The following is a 21,716-nucleotide window of genomic DNA, read 5'->3' as shown; positions in this document are numbered from 1 at the left end:
AGGGTGATTGACGCACCCCTATATGTCATTTGACGCACGCCTATACGTCAAATGACGTATAAGGCTGAATTCATCGTTTGTGGGTAGTTGCTCTTGGTTTCGCTTGTTAGAAAAAACAAAGCTAAGCACTATAGATAGGACGTTGAAAATTAATGCGCTGAGGGCTTACACCACTAACCGACATATCTTATTACGCAGCATCTAGATCTAAAGGCTGAACATTATCTAAATTGACGTTTTGCTTCGCGTGTGAAAGTTCAAAGTTGTTTTGCATACTGAGCCAGCTTTCAGGGGTTCTACCCAGCACCTTAGATAACCGTAACGCCATTTCCGGCGTGACAGCACTCTTACCTTTAACGACACGGTTTAACGTCGATGCAGCAACACCAAGGTTAATGTTGAGCCACGGCTCTCATTCATGACTCGCAATCAACCGCAACGCCACTCCCGCCGCGGCGGTACGGTTTTCAACACCTAGCTTAGGGAATATCTGTTCTAGGTGCTTATTAATCGTGCGCGGTCTGATCTCAAGAATCTCGGCGATCTCGCGATTGGTTTTACCGTTTGCTAACCAGAAAAGCACTTCCGCTTCCCGCTCGGTCAGTTCAAGCTCTTGCTTTAACAGATCGGCGCCCGTGGGCTTGCGCCCGTCGATTAGCTGCATCAACACTTCACCGCTACTTTGGTAACCAATCAACTTGAGCGTTAAGGGGTAGTCTAAATCACGCAACTTCATGCGTTCCTGCTCTACGGGGTTATGATCCAGCCAGTTGTTAATCTGAGGCAGCAAACACGCCGCCTGAACCGCTTCCGTCACTTCTGCCCGATGCAGCAGTGAATAGGCTCTGGGGGTTGCCCAGCGAATCTGACCATCACCGACGGTGAGCAGGTGCTGACCTGTGCTATCCAAGGCACTGTGGACACTGCTGGTCTGGCGAGCATTACCTAAGTGCACCCGAATGCGAGCTAACAGTTCATTGGGGCTGATCGGTTTGGTGAGATAGTCGACGCCACCGCTATCTAGGCCGCGGACAATATCATCGGTATCGGTCAGGCCCGTCATGAAGACCACCGGGATGGTCGCCAAATCAGGATCAGCCTTCAGCTGCCGACAGGTTTCAAAACCATCCATCACCGGCATCACCGCATCCATCAAAATAATATCGGGGCGAATTCGTTTACAGATGGTGAGCGCTTGCCGACCTTCGAGGGCTACTAAAATATCTAACCCAGCCCCCTCCAGTGCATCATTAATCAGGCTCAACGCATTGGGTGAATCATCCACCACTAACACCACATCGTTACTCATGGATGCTTTTTCTCCGTTTATGTCATCAGGTTTATCTGCGGCGCTAGCTCCCGCCTTGTCACTCATCTTCATTGATTCTGAGTCTCCAAACAGCTGACAAGTTTATCAAACAGGAAGTTATCACTCAGTTGCCGCAGATGATTCAGCGCCCCTAGCGATAGAATGTCCAACCCTTCGATCTCGTTAAGACACTGTATCACCCCTTTACGATAACCAAGTTCGGCGCAGTTTTTTAATTCCAGTATTAAGGGGTGATCCGGCTGCATGATCACAATACTATGATCTATCGCACTGACCGCCGATTCAGTGGCCACCGTGTCAGCCTTAGGTTGTGGTTCAGATTCACCCCGATAGATCCATTTCAACTCTAGCTGCCGACCCAAGGCTTCGAGCAGTTGATGATTCGCCACCGGTTTAACCAGATAATCATCATAGCTACCATGCCCTTCATCTTCAGCGGATAACTCTCGGGCATCGGCCGATAACATCACAATCTTACCCGGCACTTTACGCTGTCGCAGGATACTGGCCAACTGTAACCCCGACATACCCGGCATCGAAATATCCAGTAAGAATAGATTCGGCTCACTCTGTTGCAACAGTGATAGACAGGCATCCGCATCTTGGGCCTCGATAATATTGAACCCCAACGGCATCAGAATATCCGCCAACAAACCACGTAACACCGGATCATCATCGACCAAGCAAAGTGTTTGCTGATAACCTTCATAACCAATAATACGCTGCTCTTGCAGCACCGGCGTCAGCGCTTCGCTACTCACCCAAGGCAACATCATCGACACCCGAAAACAGCTGCCCTGCCCCGGATCGCTCTCCACCTGTAGGTCACCGCCCATGATTTCGGTCAGCAGTTTGACGATGGTAAGCCCCAGCCCAGTACCCGGAAGATGCGCCGTGTCTCGGTTGCGGATACGTTCAAACGGCGCAAAAATTCGCTGCAACTGGTACTCATCGATGCCTGGGCCGGTATCACGAATCGCAAACTCCGCCACCTGATTACGGTAACGAATATCAAAATCGACCCGCCCATTCGGTGTATATTTCACCGCATTCGACAGCAGGTTAATCAGAATCTGACGTAGCCGTTTTTCATCGGTAACAATCCGCTGCGGCAACGGTGTCGCGATATGGCAGTTAAACGCGATACCTTTCTGCAGTGCCTGCATGCGAAACATCTCGGCAAGTTGCTCAATCAACTCCGGCAGATTAACCTGATTGCGATGCAGATCTAAACGGCCCGCTTCAATCTTAGAGATATCCAGTAAACCCTCAATCAGATCAGTCAGATAAAGGCCACTACGGTGGATAATATCCAAGCCCCGCTGCTGATCCGCCGGCAGTTCTGAACGTTCGCGTAATAACTGTGCATAACCCAATATCGACTGTAATGGCGTGCGTAACTCATGACTGATCCCCGAGAGGTAACGGCTTTTCGCCGCATTAGCCCGCTCGGCTAACTCTTTAGCCTGCTGCAGTTCGAGATCGGTTTGCTCATGGGCTTCGATCTCGCGGGTGAGTTTCATGGTCTGGCGATTCGATTCTTGCTGTGCCACCAAACGGCTTTCATGGGTTAACAAAAACAACCAAGTCACCACACCTGACGCGATAAAGAGGGTGAAAAACAGTGTCCAGATCGTCTGCAGCACTAGGGCTGTTTCCTCTGGGGTCTCCGGTGCTAGTTGTCGATAGATAACCGCCAGCAATGCACCGAACACAAGATTGACCACCAGCAACAGCGCCACAAACTTGCCTAAACGGGAACTCACCCACTTCACCGCTCGACGGGGTAACAGCAGGTGTAAAAATTCGAGTATCTGTCGTGACAGTCGCGCCTTTGGTTTACAGCTATCTAAGCAACGCACATCCAACGAACAGCAGAGTGAACAGATCGGCAAATCATAGGCCGGACAAAAACTCATATCCTCCCGCTCAAAGTCATTTTCACAGATACCACAGGTGACAATACTCACCTGCCGACTATCCCCCGAGATCGACTCTAAGCGAATGAACTGTTTCAGATCGTCACTAGGTCGTGCGATATAGTAACGTCCACCCGTTAGCCAAGCGATCAGAGGCACACAGACAAAACAACTGATTAGGCTGACAAAGTGACAGAGATTGCGGGCTTCTTCACCAAATAACCCTAAGTAACTCAGCATCCCGAGGGTCGTCGAGATAATCATCGACCCCATCCCTACGGGATTAATGTCGTACAGGTGGCCACGCTTAAACTCGATTCCCGGCGGGCTTAACCCCAGCGGTTTATTGATCAACAGATCCGCCGACAGTGATGCCAACCAACTGATCGCGATAATGGCGAAGATACCGAGAATAGCTTCCAGCGCCTGATAGATACCCAACTCCATCAAGATCAGCGCGATGGTGACATTAAACACCAGCCAGACAACCCGCCCTGGGTGGCTATGGGTTAACCGTGAAAAGAAGTTCGACCACGCAATCGAGCCAGCATAAGCGTTGGTCACATTGATTTTCATCTGACACACCACCACCATCAGGGCGGCCAGCAGTAATGCGATCTCCGGTGAACCGGTCATCAACTGAAACACCCGCTGATACATATAGGTAGGATCAGAGGCTTCAACGACACTCATCCCTTGGGTAATCGCCAGATAGGCCAGAAACGATCCTAATAGCATCTTGATCAGTCCGGTGAACACCCAACCAGGGCCGGCAATAATCAACCAAAACCACCACTGCCGCTTATTTTCCTCGGTTTTTTCCGGCATGAAGCGCAGATAGTCCACCTGCTCACCTATCTGTGCAAACAGGGCAAAAAACACCGACACCGCCGCGCCAAACATAATGATGTCAAACTCACCGCTAGCCGTGGCCCCCATCCCTGGGCTGAACTCGGTCCAGCCTTCAAGGCTATCAAACTCATACCACAGCACGGCAACGATGGCCGCCAACTGCAGCCCCACCCAGAGATTATGAGTGCGCACCTGAAACCGGCTGATCGCGGTGATACCGTGGGTCACAATCGGAATCACCGCCACGGCACAAAAGAGATAACCCAGGGCGAGGGGAATACCAAATAAGGCTTTCAGGGCCGAGGCTAGAATCGCCGCCTCGATGGCAAAAAAGATAAAGGTAAAGGAGGCATAGATGAGTGACGTTAGAGTGGAACCGAGATAGCCAAAGCCACCGCCCCGTGTGAGTAGATCGATATCTAAGCCATGCTTGGCCGAGTAATACACGATCGGAAAACCGGTAATAAACAACACCACACACACCGCCACCATCGCCATCACGGTATTGGTAAAGCCATAACTCAGGGTCACCGCGGCGGCCAACCCCTCTAACGCTAAAAACGATGCGGCTCCCAGTGCCGTTTTACCCACTCGGGAGATACTCATGTGCCGCCCCTTGCGTGCGGTGAAACGTAACGCGTAGTCTTCCAGCGTCTGATCCGCCACCCACTTATTGTAGTGACGTCTTACTTTAAGGATTTTCTGGAACCCTGACATAACCCACCAATGCGCACAAAGCTAGTGCATAAAAGAACAAAGAGTGCACGCATTGCACCATATAAAAGCTAGAGAACGCTGATCTGTACGATAACACCTAACCATTAGAGGTTGCATACTTTATGCCAGCGGCTAAAGCCATCATCGTAAGTGACACTTAAATACCACGACAGAACTCATCTCAACAAAATGCTGATGTCGCTCATTCAGCCCCTATTTGAGCAAACAATATACAGCATCGCATATCAGGGAAACTAAGCTCAACCGCCGCTCTCATAACGGTTCCCCTTTATTTTAGCGATACAGAATTCAAAACCTCTCGATGGCAACGAATTATCCTCTAAGCCCTTCTTACACTCTCAACAGCGACCGCGAATAACGTCATTTTTCTAGAGATTGGCACGACGTTTTGAGGGGCTGGCATATTAATTGCTATTCCTGAGAGGAAATATTATTTCCTAGTAGTTTTTTTATACACAGATAAAAGGGAACGCAACATGGCAAATTCGTGGCGACATTCTGCACTTGCTGAGAGGCATCGTGCACTCGGTTCAAAATTAGAAGATTGGAACGGTATGGGTACAGCTTGGAGTTACGATAGCGATTTATCGCTAGCTCATGAAGCGATCCGCACCAAAGCGGGCTTGATGGATGTATCAGGCTTAAAAAAAGTACACTTCGTTGGCCCCCATGCCGAAAGCCTACTGGAGTATGTTTGCACCCGTGATATCACCAAACTGTATCCCGGCAAATCTGTCTATGCCACGATTCTGAATGAATCCGGCAAGTTTGTGGATGATTGCGTCATCTACCGTACCGGTCCAAATGCTTTCATGGTGGTGTTTGGTGCAGGTAACGGTTATGAAATGCTGGTTCGCGCTTCACAAGGCCGTCAAGCGACCGTGCTGTTTGATGACGATCTACATGATCTATCGCTGCAAGGCCCTATCGCCGTCGATTTTCTAGCGGAACATGTTCCAGGCATACGTGAACTACCTTATTTCCACCATATGCAGACCCGTCTATTTGGTCTACCGGTGATGATCTCCCGCACCGGTTATACCGGCGAAAGAGGCTATGAGATTTTCTGTAAAGCGGCCGATGCACCAACTATCTGGGACACCATTCTTGAACTGGGTGCACCACAAGGCATCATTCCTTGCGCCTTTACCGCCCTCGATATGCTGCGTGTTGAGAGTTATCTGCTGTTTTATCCTTATGATAATTCAGAGATGTATCCTTTTGCCGATGAAGCTGCAGGCGATACCCTGTGGGAGCTTGGCTTAGACTTTACCGTCTCTAAAGACAAAACCGACTTCCGCGGCGCCAATGAGCACTTTAGATTGAAAGACAAAGAACGCTTCAAGATTTTTGGGGCCCTGCTAGAAGGTGATCAAGCCGCACAGGAAGGTGACACCTTATGGGCCGACGGCAAGCAAGTCGGTATCATCACCTGCGCCATGTATTCTCGCTTGACCCAAAAATCGATGGCGCTGGTACGCTTTGATCCCGATTATGCCGTGCAAGGTGCACCGCTGGAAGTGAAAGGCAGCTTGAGTGTTTCGGCGATTGCTCATTCATTACCCTTTGACGATCCCGATAAGAAAAAACGTACCGCTAAGGGTTGAGTCATGAACTCTAGGGGCCACCTCTCGCGACGATAAGAGTTGGCCCCCTAGTGATGGCATGATACGCGACACCCACGGTGCGGTTCATTCTTCACCACACCCGAATCGACTTCTGTAGGGTGTGGTGAGCCCGCGAACGGCACAGATATTGTTACGAATAATACGGGGGATACTGGCACCCAACAATAGTATTTACCCTGTAAAAACTGAATCGATCGAGACGATCTCACCGCAATCATCCGGTGAATAACCGGGCAACTGCTGCACCGCAGCCTGAAAACTTTCGCTACGGATACTGGCTAACAACCGCTGCATCGCTTCCTGCTTAAGGGTTTTATGGTGGCAGACAAACAGATAATACTCAGAAGATAACGGTATAAAATCGAGTCCAAACTGACTCGCCGCGGCCTTCACGCCCATGCCGACATCCGCCATCCCCGCACCAACAAAAGCCGCCACCGCTGAATGGGTGAACTCTTCATCGGCAAAACCGTTGATCCGTTTGCTGTTTACCCCCTCGCGGATTAATAACTCATCCAGTAATGCCCGAGTGCCAGAGTCTTTCTGACGGTTGATAAACTTAACGTCGTTACGCACCAGATCCTTCAGCCCTGCAATCTGTTCAGGGTTACCAGGCTTGACCATTAGCCCCTGCTGGCGAGTGATAAATTTAACAATTTTATGCACCCGCGGTTTCAGGTGACGGCTATAGGTTTCGTAAAGGACGTCACTCATACCACCAGCACGGCCGTTAGCAGGCACATGAAAACCTGCGACATCACAGACACCCCTATTCAGCGACGCTAAGGTGTCTTCTGCACTTTTATATTGAAGGTCCAACTGAATATCACTGCTAAAATCTGGTAATAAAGCCACCGCATAACCATAACTGGCATGTAACCGTAGTAGCGGATTGACCCCTTCGAGAGCTCGATGGATTTCTAAATTAAGCTCGGACGCTAGGCTATCTAACTGTGGTTCCAACCGCGCCAATACCCGCTGTTCAGCCCAGAGCAATTTTTCCCCTAAGGCCGACAACGTTGCCCCCTTACCTTTTTGCATATCCACCAGCGGCAGCCCAAAAAAGGCCGCCCAGGTATTCAGTAGATTCCAGCCATGCCGATAGGAGATGCCTATTTTTTTAGTGGCTTCGGTGAGCTTACCGGTTTCATGTATGGCACCCAACAATGAAAATAACTGGGGATTCAACTGGTTACCACCAGAATCGCGGAATGACCAGCTAGGGACAACCTGAATTCGCTTCATATGCACAATATTTCATATTTCGTAGAGGAGCAACTAATGCTACTTTAAACGTTACTATAAAGCACATAAATAAAGCTTTTCAGACACCAGACAGCAATATATGAACTCTACTTCATATGTTATACGAGAATAATAAAATGACCGCAGCCAAAGAGCAGTTATTACCGGTAGTGAGCGATGTCATTGCCGATCTGAAACATAAACCTGGCGCGTTACTGCCGATCCTTCATGAGATCCAAAACCGCCTCGGTTATATCCCACCCGAATCAGTACCCCTGATTGCCGAATCACTGAACCAATCCCGTGCGGATATTCACGGCGTAATCAGTTTTTACCATCAATTTCGCAGCACCGCCCCGGGTAAACATACCGTCGAAGTATGCCGCGCTGAAGCCTGTCAGGCGATGGGGGCACGACAACTCGAAGCCCACGCCAAAGCGAGCTTAGGGGTGGATTACCACGGCACCACGAGCGATAACAACATCACCCTCGAAGAGGTCTACTGCCTCGGCAACTGCGCTTGCTCCCCTTCAGTGCGGATTGACGATGAGATCGTTGGCCGAGTGACCCCCGAAAAATTTGATCAGCTAGTTGATGGGCTGCGTTCACAAACGCTGGAGGTACACTGATGAGCACTGCAGTCACTAGACTCTTTATTCCGCGGGATACCACCGCGTTGGCGATGGGTGCCGATCGTCTGGCCCGCGAGATCGCCGCAGAGGCCGACAAACGCGGTGAGACGGTTGAGATTATTCGTAATGGCTCCCGCGGTATGTTCTGGCTTGAACCCTTAATTGAGGTCGAAACCCCAGCAGGCCGCATCGCCTATGGACCGGTTGATAGCCAAGCGATCGATAGCCTGTTTGATCAAGGTCTATTGCAAGGCGAGACATCACACCCACTCTGTCAGGGACTCACCGAAGCGATTCCCTATCTGCAAAAGCAACAGCGTCTCACCTTCGCCCGTGCCGGGATTACCGATCCGGTGTCGTTGGATGATTACCAGCAGCTCGATGGCTTTAATGGTTTGAAGAAAGCACTGCAGATGGATGGTCAAGCGATTGTCGATGAGGTCAAGGCCTCTGGCTTGCGAGGCCGTGGCGGCGCTGCTTTCCCGACCGGCATCAAGTGGCAAACAGTCTTGGATGCGGTCTCGCCTAAACAGCAAAAATATATCGTCTGTAATGCCGATGAGGGTGACTCCGGCACTTTTGCTGACCGTATGGTCATGGAAGCCGACCCCTATATGCTGATCGAAGGCATGACCATCGCAGGTCTTGCCGTTGGTGCAGATCAGGGTTACATCTATCTGCGCTCAGAATATCCGGTCGCCCATCAGATTTTGAACGAAGCGATAGACAAAGCAGAAGCGGCGGGATTCCTAGGTGATAATATTCTCGATAGCGGCAAAGCCTTCCATCTTGAAGTACGCCTCGGTGCTAAAGCCTATATCTGTGGCGAAGAGACCTCTCTGCTCGAAAGCCTCGAAGGTAAACGCGGTATGGTGCGAGCCAAACCACCACTTCCTGCAATTGTTGGCCTATTTGGTCAGCCGACCATTGTTAATAACGTACTATCTCTGGCGGCGGTGCCTTATATCCTATCGAAAGGCGGTCAGGCGTATGCGGATTATGGGATGGGGCGTTCACTCGGCACCCTGCCTTTCCAACTGGCGGGTAATATCAAACGGGGTGGGCTTATAGAGCTAGCCTTTGGTGTCACCCTGCGTGAGTTATTAGAGGAGTATGGTGGCGGCACCTTTACTGGCCGTCCGATGCGGGCGGTGCAAGTGGGCGGTCCTTTATGCGCCTACCTACCGGAAAGCCAGTGGGACACGCCAATGGATTATGAATCCTTTCAAGCGGTCGGTGCCGCTTTGGGACACGGCGGTATCGTGGTATTCGATGACACCGTGGATATGTCGGCCCAAGCGCGCTTTTCCATGGAGTTCTGCGTCGCGGAATCCTGTGGTAAATGCACCCCTTGCCGTATCGGCTCTACCCGTGGCGTTGAAGTGATCGACCGTATTCGTAACGATGAAGACCGTGAAGCCAATATGGAGCTGCTCGAAGATCTGTGCGAGACCATGATCTATGGTTCATTGTGCGCCATGGGCGGTATGACGCCGTTCCCTGTACAGAGCGCCGTTAAGCACTTTCCGGAAGACTTCAACCAACCTGCACAAACCAATGGGGCACAGTCATGATTCAGATTTTTGATCCCAAAGTCGATTACAACAAAGATTATGGCACCCCTGCCCATGTTTCCGAAAACCTGATCACCCTAGAGATCGACGGTAAGTCGATCACGGTTGCCGAAGGGACTTCGGTCATGCGCGCTGCGGCTGAAGCGGATATCAATATCCCGAAACTCTGCGCCACCGATAACTTAGAGGCGTTTGGTTCTTGTCGTATCTGCGCCGTTGAGATTGAAGGCCGTCGCGGCACCCCAGCGTCATGCACCACCCCTGCTGAAGCCGGCATGAAGGTCACCACCCAGAATAAACGTTTGGGTAAGCTACGCCGCAATATTATGGAGCTTTATATCTCCGATCATCCGCTGGACTGTCTGACCTGTCCTGCCAATGGTAACTGCGAACTGCAAGATGTCGCCGGTGAAGTGGGCCTGCGTGAAGTCCGTTATGGCTTTAGTGGTGAAAACCACCTGCAGGCCGAAAAAGATCATTCCAACCCCTATTTCAGCTTCGACCCGAGCAAATGTATTGTGTGCTCCCGCTGTGTACGTGCCTGCGGTGAAGTACAGGGTACCTTCGCACTGACTATCGATGGTCGTGGTTTTGATTCCAAAGTATCGCCGGGACAGAATCAAGACTTCCTCGATTCCGAATGTGTCTCCTGTGGTGCCTGTGTACAGGCCTGCCCTACCTCGACCTTGATGGAAAAATCAGTGATTGAGGTGGGTCAACCGGAGCACAGTGTCGTCACGACCTGTGCTTACTGTGGTGTTGGCTGTCAGTTTAAAGCCGAGATGAAAGGCGCTGAAGTGATTCGCATGGTGCCTTATAAAGGCGGCCAAGCAAACCATGGTCACTCCTGCGTCAAAGGCCGCTTTGCCTTTGGTTATGCCACCCATGAGGATCGCATCACCAAACCGATGATCCGTGATTCTATCGATGAGCCATGGCAGGAAGTGAGCTGGGATGAAGCGCTGAACTTTGCCGCCACTAAGCTGCGCGGTATCCAAGAGAAATATGGCCGCGACAGTATCGGTGGTATTACCTCATCCCGCTGTACCAATGAAGAAACCTACTTAGTACAAAAGCTGATCCGGGCCGCCTTCGGCAATAACAACACCGATACCTGTGCGCGGGTTTGCCACTCGCCAACCGGTTACGGTCTGAAAGCCACCCTCGGTGAATCGGCCGGTACTCAAACCTTTGATTCCGTGATGCATGCCGATGCCATCATGGTGATCGGTGCCAACCCGACCGATGCCCACCCGGTGTTTGGTTCACTACTGAAGAAACGCTTACGTCAGGGAGCCAAGCTGATCGTTGCCGATCCACGCCGTATCGATCTGGTAAAAACACCCCATGTTGAAACCCATCATCACCTGACACTGCGTCCGGGAAGTAACGTGGCCTTTGTTAACGCCATGGCCCATGTCATCATGAGCGAAGGCTTAGAGGACCATGATTTTATCGCGAAACGCTGTCAAACCGAGGCCTTTAATGCGTGGCGCCACTTTATTACTGAAGAGCGTCACTCACCGGAAAACACCGAAGCGATTACCGGCATTCCTGCCGCCGAGCTACGCAGCGCTGCGCGCATCTATGCCAATGCCAAAAATGCGGCCATTTATTATGGTCTAGGCGTTACCGAGCACAGCCAAGGTTCAAGCATGGTCATGGGTATCGCCAACCTCGCGCTAGCGACCGGCAATATCGGCCGTGAGGGTGTGGGCGTAAACCCACTGCGCGGACAAAACAATGTGCAGGGTTCCTGCGACATGGGTTCTTTCCCCCACGAACTGCCCGGTTATCAACACGTATCCGACGATGCGGTCCGGGCACGTTTTGAGGCGGTATGGGGCGTTAAGCTCGATAATGAGCCGGGTCTACGTATTCCTAATATGTTTGATGCCGCGATGGATGGCACCTATAAAGGGATGTACTGCCAAGGCGAAGATATCGCCCAGTCAGACCCCAACACCAACCATGTTCACGCAGCGATGCGCGCATTGGAATGCTTGATCGTGCAGGATATTTTCCTCAACGAAACCGCAAAATTTGCCCACGTCTTCCTGCCAGGCTCCTCTTTCCTCGAGAAAGATGGCACCTTCACCAATGCCGAACGCCGTATCAACCGCGTCCGCAAAGTGATGCCACCCTTGGCGGGCAAACAGGATTGGGAAGTCACTCAGGCGCTGTCCAATGCCTTGGGTTATCCGATGAACTACAACCACCCATCCGAAATCATGGATGAGATTGCCCTGCTCACTCCGACCTTTAGCAATGTTAGCTATGAAAAGTTGGAAGAGATGGGCAGCCTGCAATGGCCTTGTAACGACGATACCCCCAACGGTACGCCGATCATGCATTTGGATAGTTTCCCCATTGGGAAGGGGCATTTTTCCATTACCGAATATGTCGCAACCGAAGAGCGCTCGACCCGTAAATACCCACTGTTGCTAACCACCGGGCGTACCCTGTCGCAATATAATGTTGGTGCACAAACACGCCGCACCGAGAACCAGGTTTGGCATGATGACGATGTGTTAGAGCTGCACCCTCAAGATGCGGAAGATCGTGGCATTAAAGATAACGACTGGGTCGGTATCACCAGCCGTTCCGGCGAAACCGTGATGTTGGCTAAAGTCTCTGACCGCATGCAGCCGGGCGTGGTTTATACCACCTTCCACCATCCTCATAGTGGGGCGAACGTAGTCACCACCGATAACTCTGACTGGGCGACTAACTGTCCCGAGTACAAAGTGACGGCGATACAGGTGATCAAAGTTAACGAGCCTTCTGAATGGCAACAGCGTTACCATGAGTTCCATCAGGAACAGATTGGGCACCTGCACTCCGCTCGAGGGGATAAACGCTCTGAACCCGTGGCCGGCAAGTGAGATGGCGTTGAAACACTCGATACCAAACCCGAGCTCGAAACCGAACTCGAAAAACTGCCCTGAGGACAGCCTAACGCTGTCCTTGGATGACTGTTATACGCAGTCGGTGGTGAGTCGCTGGCAAGCGGATCAACAGCTAGACGCCTTGGATCAAATCGCCGACGAAATTCCGGTGGCCATGGTCTATAACGGCATATCCCATGCCGTGATGATGGCAAGCCCCTGTGATCTCGAGGACTTTGCCCTAGGCTTCAGCCTCAGTGAAGGCATTATCAAAACAGCCGGTGAGGTCTATGGGTTGGAACTGGTAATGGCCGACACTGACAATTTAGCTGCAGGCATCGAGGTTCAGTTGTCGATCACCACGCAACGTTCGATGCAGCTTAAACAGCGCCGCCGCAACCTCACTGGTCGTACCGGTTGTGGTTTGTGCGGTACTGAATCGCTGCAACAGGCGATTCGCCCCGTTAAACGGGTGCCCTGCCTGCCTATTGCGTCACCGACGGCGGTCGAACAAGCACTCACGCAACTCAAAGCGAACCAGCCCTTGCAAACCATTACCGGTGCTTGCCACGGCGCAGCCTGGTGTGATCTTCAAGGCAATATTCAACTATTAAGGGAAGATGTTGGCCGCCATAATGCGTTGGATAAACTGCTCGGCGCACTACAGCAGAGCAATACTGACCTCAGCGAAGGTTTTGTGCTGGTATCCAGCCGTGCCAGCTATGAAATGGTGCATAAAGCCGCCAGCCGAGGTGTCAGCACCTTAGTGGCGGTCTCGGCACCAACCGGTTTAGCACTGCAACTCGCCCAACAAGCGGGGCTTAACTTAATCGGTTTTGCCCGCCCAGGCCGGCACGTTATTTACAACCAATCGGTCACGACCGGCTCAACTCAATCTTTCGATGATTCAAAGGAATAATAAACATGGGAAATCATCAACTCACCAGTCTTATCCGAATGGCAAACCAGATCGCTGCCAATAATACCCATATTGGCGATGACATCGCCGAGGCCGAAATGGTGGCTGATCATATGACCAAATTCTGGGCCCGTTCCATGAAGGTACAGATTAGGGAATATCTCGAACAGGATGGCAGTGAATTACTGCCTATTGCGAAACAAGCAGTGGCGTTGCTGAAACATTAACCGCAGCATCCGGTGCGGTTCGCAAGTCAATCAACCCCAAATAACCGTCAATGCGTAGGGTGCGGTGAGGAACGAACCGCACCATCGTATCAATATTCCACCATAACCTTCCCACACCTTCACGCCAATACCGGTGCGGTTCGCAAGCTCATCGCACCCTACCAATAACCATAGATGCGTAGGGTGCTGGTGAGGAACGAACCGCACCATCAGTATCGATATTCCACCATAACCTTCCCACCCCTTCACGCCAATATCGGTGCGGTTCGCAAGCTCGCCACACCAATAACCACCGATGCGTAGTGTGTGGTGAAGAATGAACCGCACCATTTATGGCATTGATTCTTACATGGTAACAGCCGAAGTTTCTGGTATTGGTGGTGCGGTTCGCAAGCTCACCGCACCCTACCAATAACCACGGATGCGTAGGGTGCCGGTGAGGAACGAACCGCACCATCGGTATCGATATTCCACCATAACCTCCCCACACCTTCACGCCAATACCGGTGCGGTTCGCAAGCTCACCGCACCCTACAGGTCACACCATGCACTTTGCTAAATGGCTACTGAGCCAAAACTCGGTTCGGCCTGAGCCGAATGAAGCACTGCGACCGAGCGCTTCATGCTGGCGAAGAAGCCATCATTAGGCTGCTCTTCGGTGGTTTCCTGCTGCGAGGTCATCGGTAAGGTCCCTTTACGCTCATCTCTAGGCGAGATACCGATATGTTTACGATAACAACGACTAAAATGGGGCGTTGAGACAAAGCCGCAAGCGGTGGATATTTCAACAATCGGCATACTCGATTGCTTTAACAGCTGTCTTGCTCGATCGAGGCGCAGCTTGAGATAGAAACGTGACGGGGAGCAATTAAGATATTTCAGGAACATCCGCTCCAACTGTCGACGGGAAACACTCACAAAGGCCGCCAGCTCATCAAGGCCGATCGGTTCTTCTAGGTTATTTTCCATCAACTCAATGACATCAACCAGTTTTGGTTTGCTGTCACCACCATTGTGCAACTGACGCAGAGGCACCCGTTGCTGATCAAACTCGCTACGAATACGGTCACAGATAAACATATCGGACACCGCCATCGACAGCTTCGGCCCATGCTGCAACGACACCATATGCAACAACATATCCATCGGTGAGATGCCGCCGGAAGAGGTCATACGGTTACGATCGATACTAAAAAGACGATTATTGCAGTTAACCTTAGGGTAATGCTCCTGTAAGGAAGCCATACATTCCCAATGCGTGCTGCAATCATAGCCATCTAGTAAACCCGCATGAGCTAGCAGATAAGCGCCGGTGCAGATACCACCCAGAGTGACACCTCGACGGCTCATCAACTGTAACCAACTCACCTGCTTCTGCGTAAAACTACGGGTGATATCCACACCACCACACACAATCAACAGATCCAGTTCCGGCATATCCGCAACCGAAAAATCTGGCGCAAAACTTAAACCATCACTGGCACTGACCGGCCCGCCATTCTCCGAAATCATATGCCAGCTATAGAGTTCATGGCCGGACAACTGGTTAGCCATTCTCAGCGGTTCAATCGCTGAAGCCACCGCAATCATGGTGAAATTATCCAGCATCAAAAAGCCCACGCGGGTCACTTTTTGATAATCAGAAATAGGATCGAATGCAGTTGATGAAATCATGATAGTGCCCCTATAAACGCGTAATCATTACTAAATGCAAAGAGCTAAGCAGCGTCGCACCAGTGCTAATTACTCACGTTATTTTTTGTTTTTTTGGACATTAAAAGGGAGCCAGAGAGAACAACATGATGTTAATTCTGCGGCCCGTTTTATCGTTTTTTTTTGAATTATTATCTCGACATCAGCTTTATCGCTTGTCGATGAACTGGATTCCATACTATTTGATTTAGATCAAACGAAGAATATCTAAAAACGACTTTATGCTATTTTTATTTATCTCTCAGCGACGCGCCCATCACCGCAATACGACATCTCCTCTCAATGCCCCATGAGGTGGCTCTTTCAGCCATTATTTTATCCTCATGCACCAAGAAAAGGCTGTTGATAATGTCGCTCCTGATCAACTCTTGCGCGGTAGCAGTCAGCCTTTGATTGAGACAGTCTAATACTATGATTTAACACCCATTACTGGGGGCCAATACAAAAATAATAGGAGTATGACCATGTGTAGCAATCATGCCAATCGTGGTGTTGTTTATAAAGGAGCGGGCGAAGTCGCCATCGAGGAGATCGCATTCCCCGAACTGTCACTGGGTAAACGCAAGTGCAATCACGGTGTTATCCTTCGGGTACTCACCACCAATATCTGTGGTTCCGATCAGCATATGGTACGCGGTAGAACGACCGCCGAACCCGGTTTAGTGCTGGGCCATGAGATCACCGGACAAATTATCGAGTGCGGCAACGATGTGGAGTTTCTTAAACCCGGCGATATCGTGTCAGTACCTTTCAATATCGCCTGTGGCCGCTGCCGTAACTGTAAAGAGGGCAATACCGGTATCTGCCTAAACGTTAACCCTGCCCGTCCTGGTGCGGCTTATGGTTATGTGGATATGGGCGGCTGGGTCGGCGGTCAGGCAGAGTATGTCATGGTGCCTTATGCTGACTTTAATCTACTGAAGTTCCCCGATTCTGATCAGGCGATGGAGAAAATCCGCGATCTAACGCTGCTATCCGATATTTTCCCCACCGGCTTTCATGGCTGTGTTACCGCAGGTGTTGGCCCAGGCTCTACCGTCTATATTGCCGGTGCTGGCCCAGTTGGACTAGCCGCTGCGGTCTCGGCTCAGCTCCTCGGTGCCGCCTGTGTCATCGTCGGCGATATGATCGATGAACGACTACAACAAGCACGCAGTTTTGGCTGTGAGACCCTCGACCTTCGTGAAGAAGGCGATATGGCCGATAAACTGGAAGTGATTCTCGGCGAGCGAGAAGTTGATGCCTTTGTCGACTGTGTTGGCTTTGAAGCCCACGCCTGTGGCTGCAACCATGGTGCAGAAGCGCCAGCGACCGTACTTAACTCGGCGATGCAGATGACCCGCGCCGGCGGTGCGATCGGTATTCCAGGCCTCTATGTCACCGAAGATCCAGGTGCGATTGACGATGCAGCCAAACAGGGTGCTCTCAGTATGCGCTTTGGTTTAGGCTGGGCAAAATCCCATTCATTCCATACCGGCCAGTGCCCTGTGATGAAATACCATCGCCCACTGATGCAGGCTATTCTGTTTGATAAAGTGGATATTGCGAATGCGGTCAATGTACAGATGATCTCACTCGATCAAGCACCTGATGGTTATGCCGACTTTGATGGTGGGGCCGCGAAGAAATTTGTGATCGACCCTCACGGAAGCGTTGCCGCCTAATAACCGCGGTTATGATGTCAGTAAACTAAAAAAACCACCCGCGTATGGGTGGTTTTTCGTTGTATACCACTCAGCTCCCTACAGACCCAGTCTGTGATCACTCAGCCCGCCGATCACTCATCAGGTCCACAGCTCACTCAGGTGTGTCACCTTACTATAACGATGAAGCACCTGCGCCTGCAGCAGTTCAGCCGTGGCAATCGCGTCGGTTAGCGCATGGTGCTGACCATAGTGGGGAAGATGATAACGCAAGCGACTATCCCCTAAACGAATCGATTCAAGCCGCCAACCGATCAGCCGTTTCAAGCGATTCAGCATACCTCGGCGATACAACATCGCTTCTAACTCCATCGTATCGATCATCGGGAAAATGATCCCCTCCCCTAAGCGTTTTTTAATCGCACTATTGAGAAATTCCCGTTCGATATTACGGTAATGTACCACCACAATTTTACCGGCAATGGCATCTAAGACTGATTCTAAAATCAGATTAAGATCGGGTGCCGCCGATAGCTGTGAATGGGTAATCCCATGAAAAGGCACCGAGGTTTCGGTTAACCCCTGATTCGGTTTCAGTAACCAGTAACGACTGTCACACAACCGTATCCGCTGCAAATCGAAAGGGACCAGACCAATACTGATAATCTCATCCTTATTGGCATTCAATCCGGTGGTTTCAAAGTCCAACGCGACTAAAGGTACATCGGCTAAAGCGGTATCGCCGGCAACCACGCCCTGCTGATAGAAACGTTTCAACCGCTCATCGCTTGCCTGTTCAGCCCTCTGCTGAAACAACGCCGGCCAGTTAACGGCATGACTCCCTAGCATAAACACCCCTAGCGGCCCGAGAAGGGATAACGGAATTTAAGAAAACGCTGACTATTGCTCAACACCTTAAATGCCTCTTTCAGGTTACGCCGATCGAAATCCGTCAACATCTCAGGTTTGATGCTGTTTGAAGGCTCTCTACCGGCTTCCACATCCGCCGCCTGATGACGAATACGGACCATCGAAATAAATTCCAAGGCATCCCGTAGATCAGCGGCGCGACCCGGCGGCAGAATACCCGCTTCCGACACATCATCTAGACGTTCAAAGGAGTTTTGCACTTTAGAGCCAACCGCTAAAGCATGGACGCGAATAAGATCTGACAGCGGCGCAGTCCCGCGACGTTTAAGGTTGATCGCATTACCGTGTTGGCCATCTTTCTCCATCACAAAGTCTTTAAAAAAGCCCAGTGGCGGAGTGCGGTTCAACGCATTACGGGCCAAGCTGGCTAAAAACTTAGGCGAACGCTGCGCCCTGTGCGCGACAAAACTATTCAGCTGTGCGGCCCAGTCCACTTTGCCCCAGACACCATCCAGATCAAAGAAGATCGAACAGTTCAACAACGCTTCGGGGGAAGGGTTTTCGATCCAGTCGGTAAAGGTCTGCTGCCACTCTTTGCGGGTTTTACGCCAGACCGGATTGGTCGCCATAATATTGCCGGTACAATACACATAACCACAACGATCCAAGCCATCACTGACAAACTTAGCCAACTGAGCAAAGTACTCGCCATGTTTCTCCGGCTGGTAACGATTATCCAAAATTAAAGCATTATCCTGATCGGTCACCACCAGCTGCTCATCCCTCGCCATGGAACCCAAGGCAAGAAAACAATATGGTAGTGGTGCGGCCCCTAATTCAGCCTCTCCTAGTTCAAGTAAGCGCTGTTTAAAGGTGCGACCAATCACCGACATCGCGCTGCCGATCATATGTGAGTTAGCCCCTTCAGCCACCATGCGAACAAAGCAGGCGTTAATCTGCGGTTGTAGCTCAGCCAGTTCATCAACACTGGTCTGACGCATAATGCTACTGACCATATAGAGGCTGCTTTGGGATTCGTAACGGATAATATCCGAGGTCGCTAAGACCCCTACCGGATAGTCATCTTCGAGGACCGGCAGATGATGCAGGTTATAACGCAGCATGGTCAGCATCGCCTCAAAGGCGTAGGCATCGACATCAAGGGTAACCGGCTCGACAGTCATCACCTCGGTCACCGGCGAGTCAAGATCCAGCCCCGGTGCAACCACCCGCGTACGCAGATCCCGATCGGTAATAATACCGGCCAATAAGCGGTCAGACGTATCTTCTAGCGCATCATCCTCAGGCAAGGAAGCCCTGTTTAACAAGCTCTCTGGGGAATGCATAATCAGCAGAGAGGAAACCCCCGCCTCGGTCATTTTTTGCGCCGCTTCACGAATCGTCGCCGAGGTATCGGCCATCACCGGAGTCCGTGAAATCAAGGTGGTCACTTTCGACACCATCAGATCACTTTTGTCCTGCTTATCCGACACCGCCTGATGCAGCAGGTTATCATCCACCTCGACAAAATAAGCAAAGGAATCGAACCGATCACAGAGCGACATAAACAGAGCTTCGGGCATAAAGTAGATCAGAGAATCTTCTATCGTGCGCGCCGGCAGTCGAACCCGCTGACTCATCAACAGGCTTAGCTGACCGAACACCTCCCCCTCACTCAGCCGGTTATAGAGATCCCCATTTCGCCGATAGATCTCCACCGCCCCGCTGCGGATGATGCTCAACTCATGAATCTCATCACCAAACTGATAGATATCAGTGCCCGCGCGAAAATAGCTGATCTCCACCTGACAGGCGATCTCATCCACCTCAGCTTCCGGTAGCTCGTCAAAGGGAGGGTATTGTTTTAGAAACCCTGCAATCTCAACCTGTTCTGCCTGCATCGGTCCATCCGTTTAAATCTGATAGCACTATTATGGGCGTAAAAAACAAAAAAATCGCCTGTCATCATCCGCTAAACAACGCCCCGCAACTTAGATTGGCGGGCGCTATTCGTACAGATGTGACCGGCGATTTTAACGAAACGTGGATGCTTTAGTAGTCGATCACGACATCGGTGACTGGCACGCTGCAGCAAGACAGCACATAACCGGCAGCAACATCTTCATCGGTAATACCGCCGTTATGTTCCATATTGGTTTCACCCTCTTTGATCAAGACTTTACAGGTGCCGCAGATCCCCATACCACAGGCTTTGGGAATCAACAGATCCAGCTTAGACGCAGCGGCATGCAATGTTTCCCCCGGTGCGATCTGAATACTCTTGCCTTTACCCGCAAACTCAACCCGCCGCATATCTTCCTGAGTCAATGCATCGGTTTCTTCCTGCGCGATTTCAGCATTCTCAATGGCCTCTTCTTCCACCGCTGCCGGTGTCGAACCAAACGACTCCTCATGATAGTGAGACATATCAAAGTTATTATTCTGCAGCAGTGCTTTAACCGCATTCATATAGGGTGCGGGGCCACAGCAGAACACTTCATGTTCCATAAAATCAGGGGCGATAATATCAAGTTTCGTCTGGTCGAGATAACCCCGATAGCCATGCCATGCCTGACCGCTTTCAATTTTTTCGCAAATCAGGTGCAGGGCAAAGTTACCCACTCGGGAAGACATATGATCGAGTTCCCGCGGGTAGATAATGTCCTGTGGTGTGCGCGCACTATGCACAAAGGTGATATCCACATCGGCATTAGTATCAAACCACCAACGCGCCATCGACATCATCGGCGTGATACCAACACCACCGGACAGCAACAACACTTTTTTAGCCGGAAAATCGATACAGTTAAACAGACCAACCGGACCGTGTACGGCCAGTTCATCGCCCTCTTTCATGTTGTCATGCAGCCAACTTGAAACCAAACCGTTCGGGTCTCTTTTCACCGTAATCGAAAAGCTATAGGGCACCGAGGGTGAACTTGAAATGGTATAGGAACGCATCACCATCTCACCATTAATTTCCAGCTCTAGGGTGACAAACTGGCCCGGCTTAAAGAAGTACATCACCGGCTGTTCCGACATAAAACAGAAGGTACGCACATCCCAAGTTTCTTGAATCACTTTGACGCAACGAACATTGTGTCGACCATTAACCCAGGTTTGGGTATTAACAGGAATAAAACTCTCGGAACCAACAGTAGCAGGAATGTTAGTAGTCATGGCGTATCTCTCATCAGTGCGCGGTAATGCATCGGTTCAGTTATCTGGCTCAGTTACCGACCGCATGCTATTACACGCCGGTACAGAAACACTGACCCATCAATTCATATTCATTCACTGCATTGTCTGCCGACACAGCTTTACGCTATTAACCATTAACGACATTTAATTGCTTATTGCGACCAAATCAACGGTAAGCATGACCCTAGCGGCTTTACCGAGCAGACCATAGGTCGAAAAATGTACTTAATGCTGTCGTTAACGGTCAATCTCAAAAACCCACCTAGGTAGAAGATGGATCCATGCAATATCACTGTTCCGATCAGGGTTAATCCTGATCACCTATTTAAGCAGCACA

The 21,716-nt window shown here is 50.8% G+C and carries 17 protein-coding genes; 8 read left to right on the top strand and 9 right to left on the bottom strand.

Annotated elements, in window-relative coordinates:
* Window positions 1-190: 190 nt before the first annotated feature.
* The 3 genes from EH243_RS15815 to EH243_RS15805 all read right to left on the bottom strand — a co-directional run bounded on the left by EH243_RS15815 (window position 191) and on the right by EH243_RS15805 (window position 4,818).
* Window positions 191-397: a HigA family addiction module antitoxin gene (locus EH243_RS15815; RefSeq protein ID WP_126159680.1), complete on the bottom strand. Its 207-nt coding sequence runs from the start codon at window positions 395-397 to the stop codon at window positions 191-193.
* Window positions 398-412: 15 nt separating this feature from the next.
* Window positions 413-1,309, bottom strand: a complete 897-nt coding sequence (locus EH243_RS15810; protein WP_126159679.1) for a response regulator transcription factor — start codon at window positions 1,307-1,309, stop codon at window positions 413-415.
* Window positions 1,310-1,377: 68 nt separating this feature from the next.
* On the bottom strand, window positions 1,378-4,818 hold the full coding sequence (locus EH243_RS15805) for a hybrid sensor histidine kinase/response regulator (protein ID WP_126159638.1): 3,441 nt from the start codon (window positions 4,816-4,818) through the stop codon (window positions 1,378-1,380).
* Window positions 4,819-5,315: 497 nt separating this feature from the next.
* On the opposite strand from EH243_RS15805, the gene EH243_RS15800 reads away from it, so the two are divergent.
* Window positions 5,316-6,446, top strand: a complete 1,131-nt coding sequence (locus tag EH243_RS15800; protein ID WP_126159637.1) for an aminomethyl transferase family protein — start codon at window positions 5,316-5,318, stop codon at window positions 6,444-6,446.
* 192 nt (window positions 6,447-6,638) lie between these two features.
* On the opposite strand, the gene EH243_RS15795 is transcribed toward EH243_RS15800, so the two are convergent.
* The gene (locus EH243_RS15795) at window positions 6,639-7,712 is read right to left on the bottom strand and encodes a substrate-binding domain-containing protein (protein ID WP_126159636.1); all 1,074 of its coding nucleotides are present in this window, start codon (window positions 7,710-7,712) and stop codon (window positions 6,639-6,641) included.
* Between the two features lie 137 nt (window positions 7,713-7,849).
* Here EH243_RS15795 and EH243_RS15790 point away from each other — a divergent pair, with 137 nt between their 5' ends.
* The 5 genes from EH243_RS15790 to EH243_RS15770 are packed head-to-tail and all read left to right on the top strand — an operon-like array spanning window position 7,850 to window position 13,952.
* The gene (locus tag EH243_RS15790; RefSeq protein ID WP_126159635.1) at window positions 7,850-8,341 is read left to right on the top strand and encodes a formate dehydrogenase subunit gamma; all 492 of its coding nucleotides are present in this window, start codon (window positions 7,850-7,852) and stop codon (window positions 8,339-8,341) included.
* Window positions 8,341-9,918 (top strand): formate dehydrogenase beta subunit, encoded by a 1,578-nt coding sequence (locus EH243_RS15785; protein ID WP_126159634.1) that lies wholly within the window; start codon window positions 8,341-8,343, stop codon window positions 9,916-9,918. Before EH243_RS15790 ends, EH243_RS15785 begins: the two co-directional genes overlap by 1 nt.
* Window positions 9,915-12,803 carry a formate dehydrogenase subunit alpha gene (gene fdhF, locus EH243_RS15780; RefSeq protein WP_126159633.1) on the top strand — a complete coding sequence of 963 codons (2,889 nt, stop codon included), beginning with the start codon at window positions 9,915-9,917 and terminating at the stop codon, window positions 12,801-12,803. The genes EH243_RS15785 and fdhF overlap by 4 nt, the downstream gene beginning before the upstream one ends.
* A gap of 1 nt (window position 12,804) precedes the next feature.
* Window positions 12,805-13,725, top strand: a complete 921-nt coding sequence (fdhD, locus tag EH243_RS15775; protein ID WP_126159632.1) for a formate dehydrogenase accessory sulfurtransferase FdhD — start codon at window positions 12,805-12,807, stop codon at window positions 13,723-13,725.
* A gap of 5 nt (window positions 13,726-13,730) precedes the next feature.
* Window positions 13,731-13,952 (top strand): formate dehydrogenase subunit delta, encoded by a 222-nt coding sequence (locus EH243_RS15770; protein ID WP_126159631.1) that lies wholly within the window; start codon window positions 13,731-13,733, stop codon window positions 13,950-13,952.
* A gap of 30 nt (window positions 13,953-13,982) precedes the next feature.
* On the opposite strand, the gene EH243_RS15765 is transcribed toward EH243_RS15770, so the two are convergent.
* Both EH243_RS15765 and gbdR read right to left on the bottom strand, forming a co-directional pair.
* Window positions 13,983-14,282 carry a hypothetical protein gene (locus tag EH243_RS15765; RefSeq protein ID WP_126159630.1) on the bottom strand — a complete coding sequence of 100 codons (300 nt, stop codon included), beginning with the start codon at window positions 14,280-14,282 and terminating at the stop codon, window positions 13,983-13,985.
* A gap of 225 nt (window positions 14,283-14,507) precedes the next feature.
* Entirely contained in the window at window positions 14,508-15,626 is a 1,119-nt protein-coding gene (gene gbdR / locus EH243_RS15760; protein WP_126159629.1) for a choline metabolism transcriptional regulator GbdR, read from the bottom strand.
* A 503-nt stretch (window positions 15,627-16,129) separates the two neighbouring features.
* On the opposite strand from gbdR, the gene fdhA reads away from it, so the two are divergent.
* Window positions 16,130-17,329 (top strand): formaldehyde dehydrogenase, glutathione-independent, encoded by a 1,200-nt coding sequence (fdhA, locus tag EH243_RS15755; protein WP_126159628.1) that lies wholly within the window; start codon window positions 16,130-16,132, stop codon window positions 17,327-17,329.
* Between the two features lie 120 nt (window positions 17,330-17,449).
* On the opposite strand, the gene EH243_RS15750 is transcribed toward fdhA, so the two are convergent.
* The 3 genes from EH243_RS15750 to EH243_RS15740 all read right to left on the bottom strand — a co-directional run bounded on the left by EH243_RS15750 (window position 17,450) and on the right by EH243_RS15740 (window position 21,358).
* Entirely contained in the window at window positions 17,450-18,157 is a 708-nt protein-coding gene (locus EH243_RS15750; RefSeq protein ID WP_126159627.1) for a 3'-5' exonuclease, read from the bottom strand.
* A gap of 8 nt (window positions 18,158-18,165) precedes the next feature.
* Window positions 18,166-20,079 (bottom strand): DUF294 nucleotidyltransferase-like domain-containing protein, encoded by a 1,914-nt coding sequence (locus EH243_RS15745; protein ID WP_126159626.1) that lies wholly within the window; start codon window positions 20,077-20,079, stop codon window positions 18,166-18,168.
* Window positions 20,080-20,230: 151 nt separating this feature from the next.
* Window positions 20,231-21,358, bottom strand: a complete 1,128-nt coding sequence (locus EH243_RS15740; RefSeq protein ID WP_126159625.1) for an FAD-binding oxidoreductase — start codon at window positions 21,356-21,358, stop codon at window positions 20,231-20,233.
* Here EH243_RS15740 and EH243_RS18555 point away from each other — a divergent pair.
* Window positions 21,357-21,527: a hypothetical protein gene (locus EH243_RS18555; RefSeq protein ID WP_164549140.1), complete on the top strand. Its 171-nt coding sequence runs from the start codon at window positions 21,357-21,359 to the stop codon at window positions 21,525-21,527. The genes EH243_RS15740 and EH243_RS18555 overlap by 2 nt on opposite strands.
* The last annotated feature ends 189 nt before the right edge of the window (window positions 21,528-21,716 follow it).

The sequence above is a fragment of the Amphritea opalescens genome (assembly GCF_003957515.1).
In the GTDB taxonomy this organism is placed as follows: Bacteria; Pseudomonadota; Gammaproteobacteria; order Pseudomonadales; family Balneatricaceae; genus Amphritea; species Amphritea opalescens.
Note: the sequence above shows the minus strand (reverse complement) of the source record. Positions and strands in the feature narration are given on the sequence as shown.

Coding starts and splice junctions, on each gene's coding strand:
- fdhA (WP_126159628.1), top strand. CDS start 16,130: ATGTGTAGCAATCATGCCAATCGTGGTGTTGTTTATAAAGGAGCGGGC.
- EH243_RS15810 (WP_126159679.1), bottom strand. CDS start 1,309: ATGAGTAACGATGTGGTGTTAGTGGTGGATGATTCACCCAATGCGTTG.
- fdhD (WP_126159632.1), top strand. CDS start 12,805: ATGGCGTTGAAACACTCGATACCAAACCCGAGCTCGAAACCGAACTCG.
- EH243_RS15790 (WP_126159635.1), top strand. CDS start 7,850: ATGACCGCAGCCAAAGAGCAGTTATTACCGGTAGTGAGCGATGTCATT.
- EH243_RS15795 (WP_126159636.1), bottom strand. CDS start 7,712: ATGAAGCGAATTCAGGTTGTCCCTAGCTGGTCATTCCGCGATTCTGGT.
- EH243_RS18555 (WP_164549140.1), top strand. CDS start 21,357: ATGGCGTATCTCTCATCAGTGCGCGGTAATGCATCGGTTCAGTTATCT.
- fdhF (WP_126159633.1), top strand. CDS start 9,915: ATGATTCAGATTTTTGATCCCAAAGTCGATTACAACAAAGATTATGGC.
- EH243_RS15805 (WP_126159638.1), bottom strand. CDS start 4,818: ATGTCAGGGTTCCAGAAAATCCTTAAAGTAAGACGTCACTACAATAAG.
- EH243_RS15740 (WP_126159625.1), bottom strand. CDS start 21,358: ATGACTACTAACATTCCTGCTACTGTTGGTTCCGAGAGTTTTATTCCT.
- EH243_RS15745 (WP_126159626.1), bottom strand. CDS start 20,079: ATGCAGGCAGAACAGGTTGAGATTGCAGGGTTTCTAAAACAATACCCT.
- EH243_RS15785 (WP_126159634.1), top strand. CDS start 8,341: ATGAGCACTGCAGTCACTAGACTCTTTATTCCGCGGGATACCACCGCG.
- EH243_RS15750 (WP_126159627.1), bottom strand. CDS start 18,157: ATGCTAGGGAGTCATGCCGTTAACTGGCCGGCGTTGTTTCAGCAGAGG.
- EH243_RS15765 (WP_126159630.1), bottom strand. CDS start 14,282: ATGGTGCGGTTCATTCTTCACCACACACTACGCATCGGTGGTTATTGG.
- EH243_RS15770 (WP_126159631.1), top strand. CDS start 13,731: ATGGGAAATCATCAACTCACCAGTCTTATCCGAATGGCAAACCAGATC.
- gbdR (WP_126159629.1), bottom strand. CDS start 15,626: ATGATTTCATCAACTGCATTCGATCCTATTTCTGATTATCAAAAAGTG.
- EH243_RS15800 (WP_126159637.1), top strand. CDS start 5,316: ATGGCAAATTCGTGGCGACATTCTGCACTTGCTGAGAGGCATCGTGCA.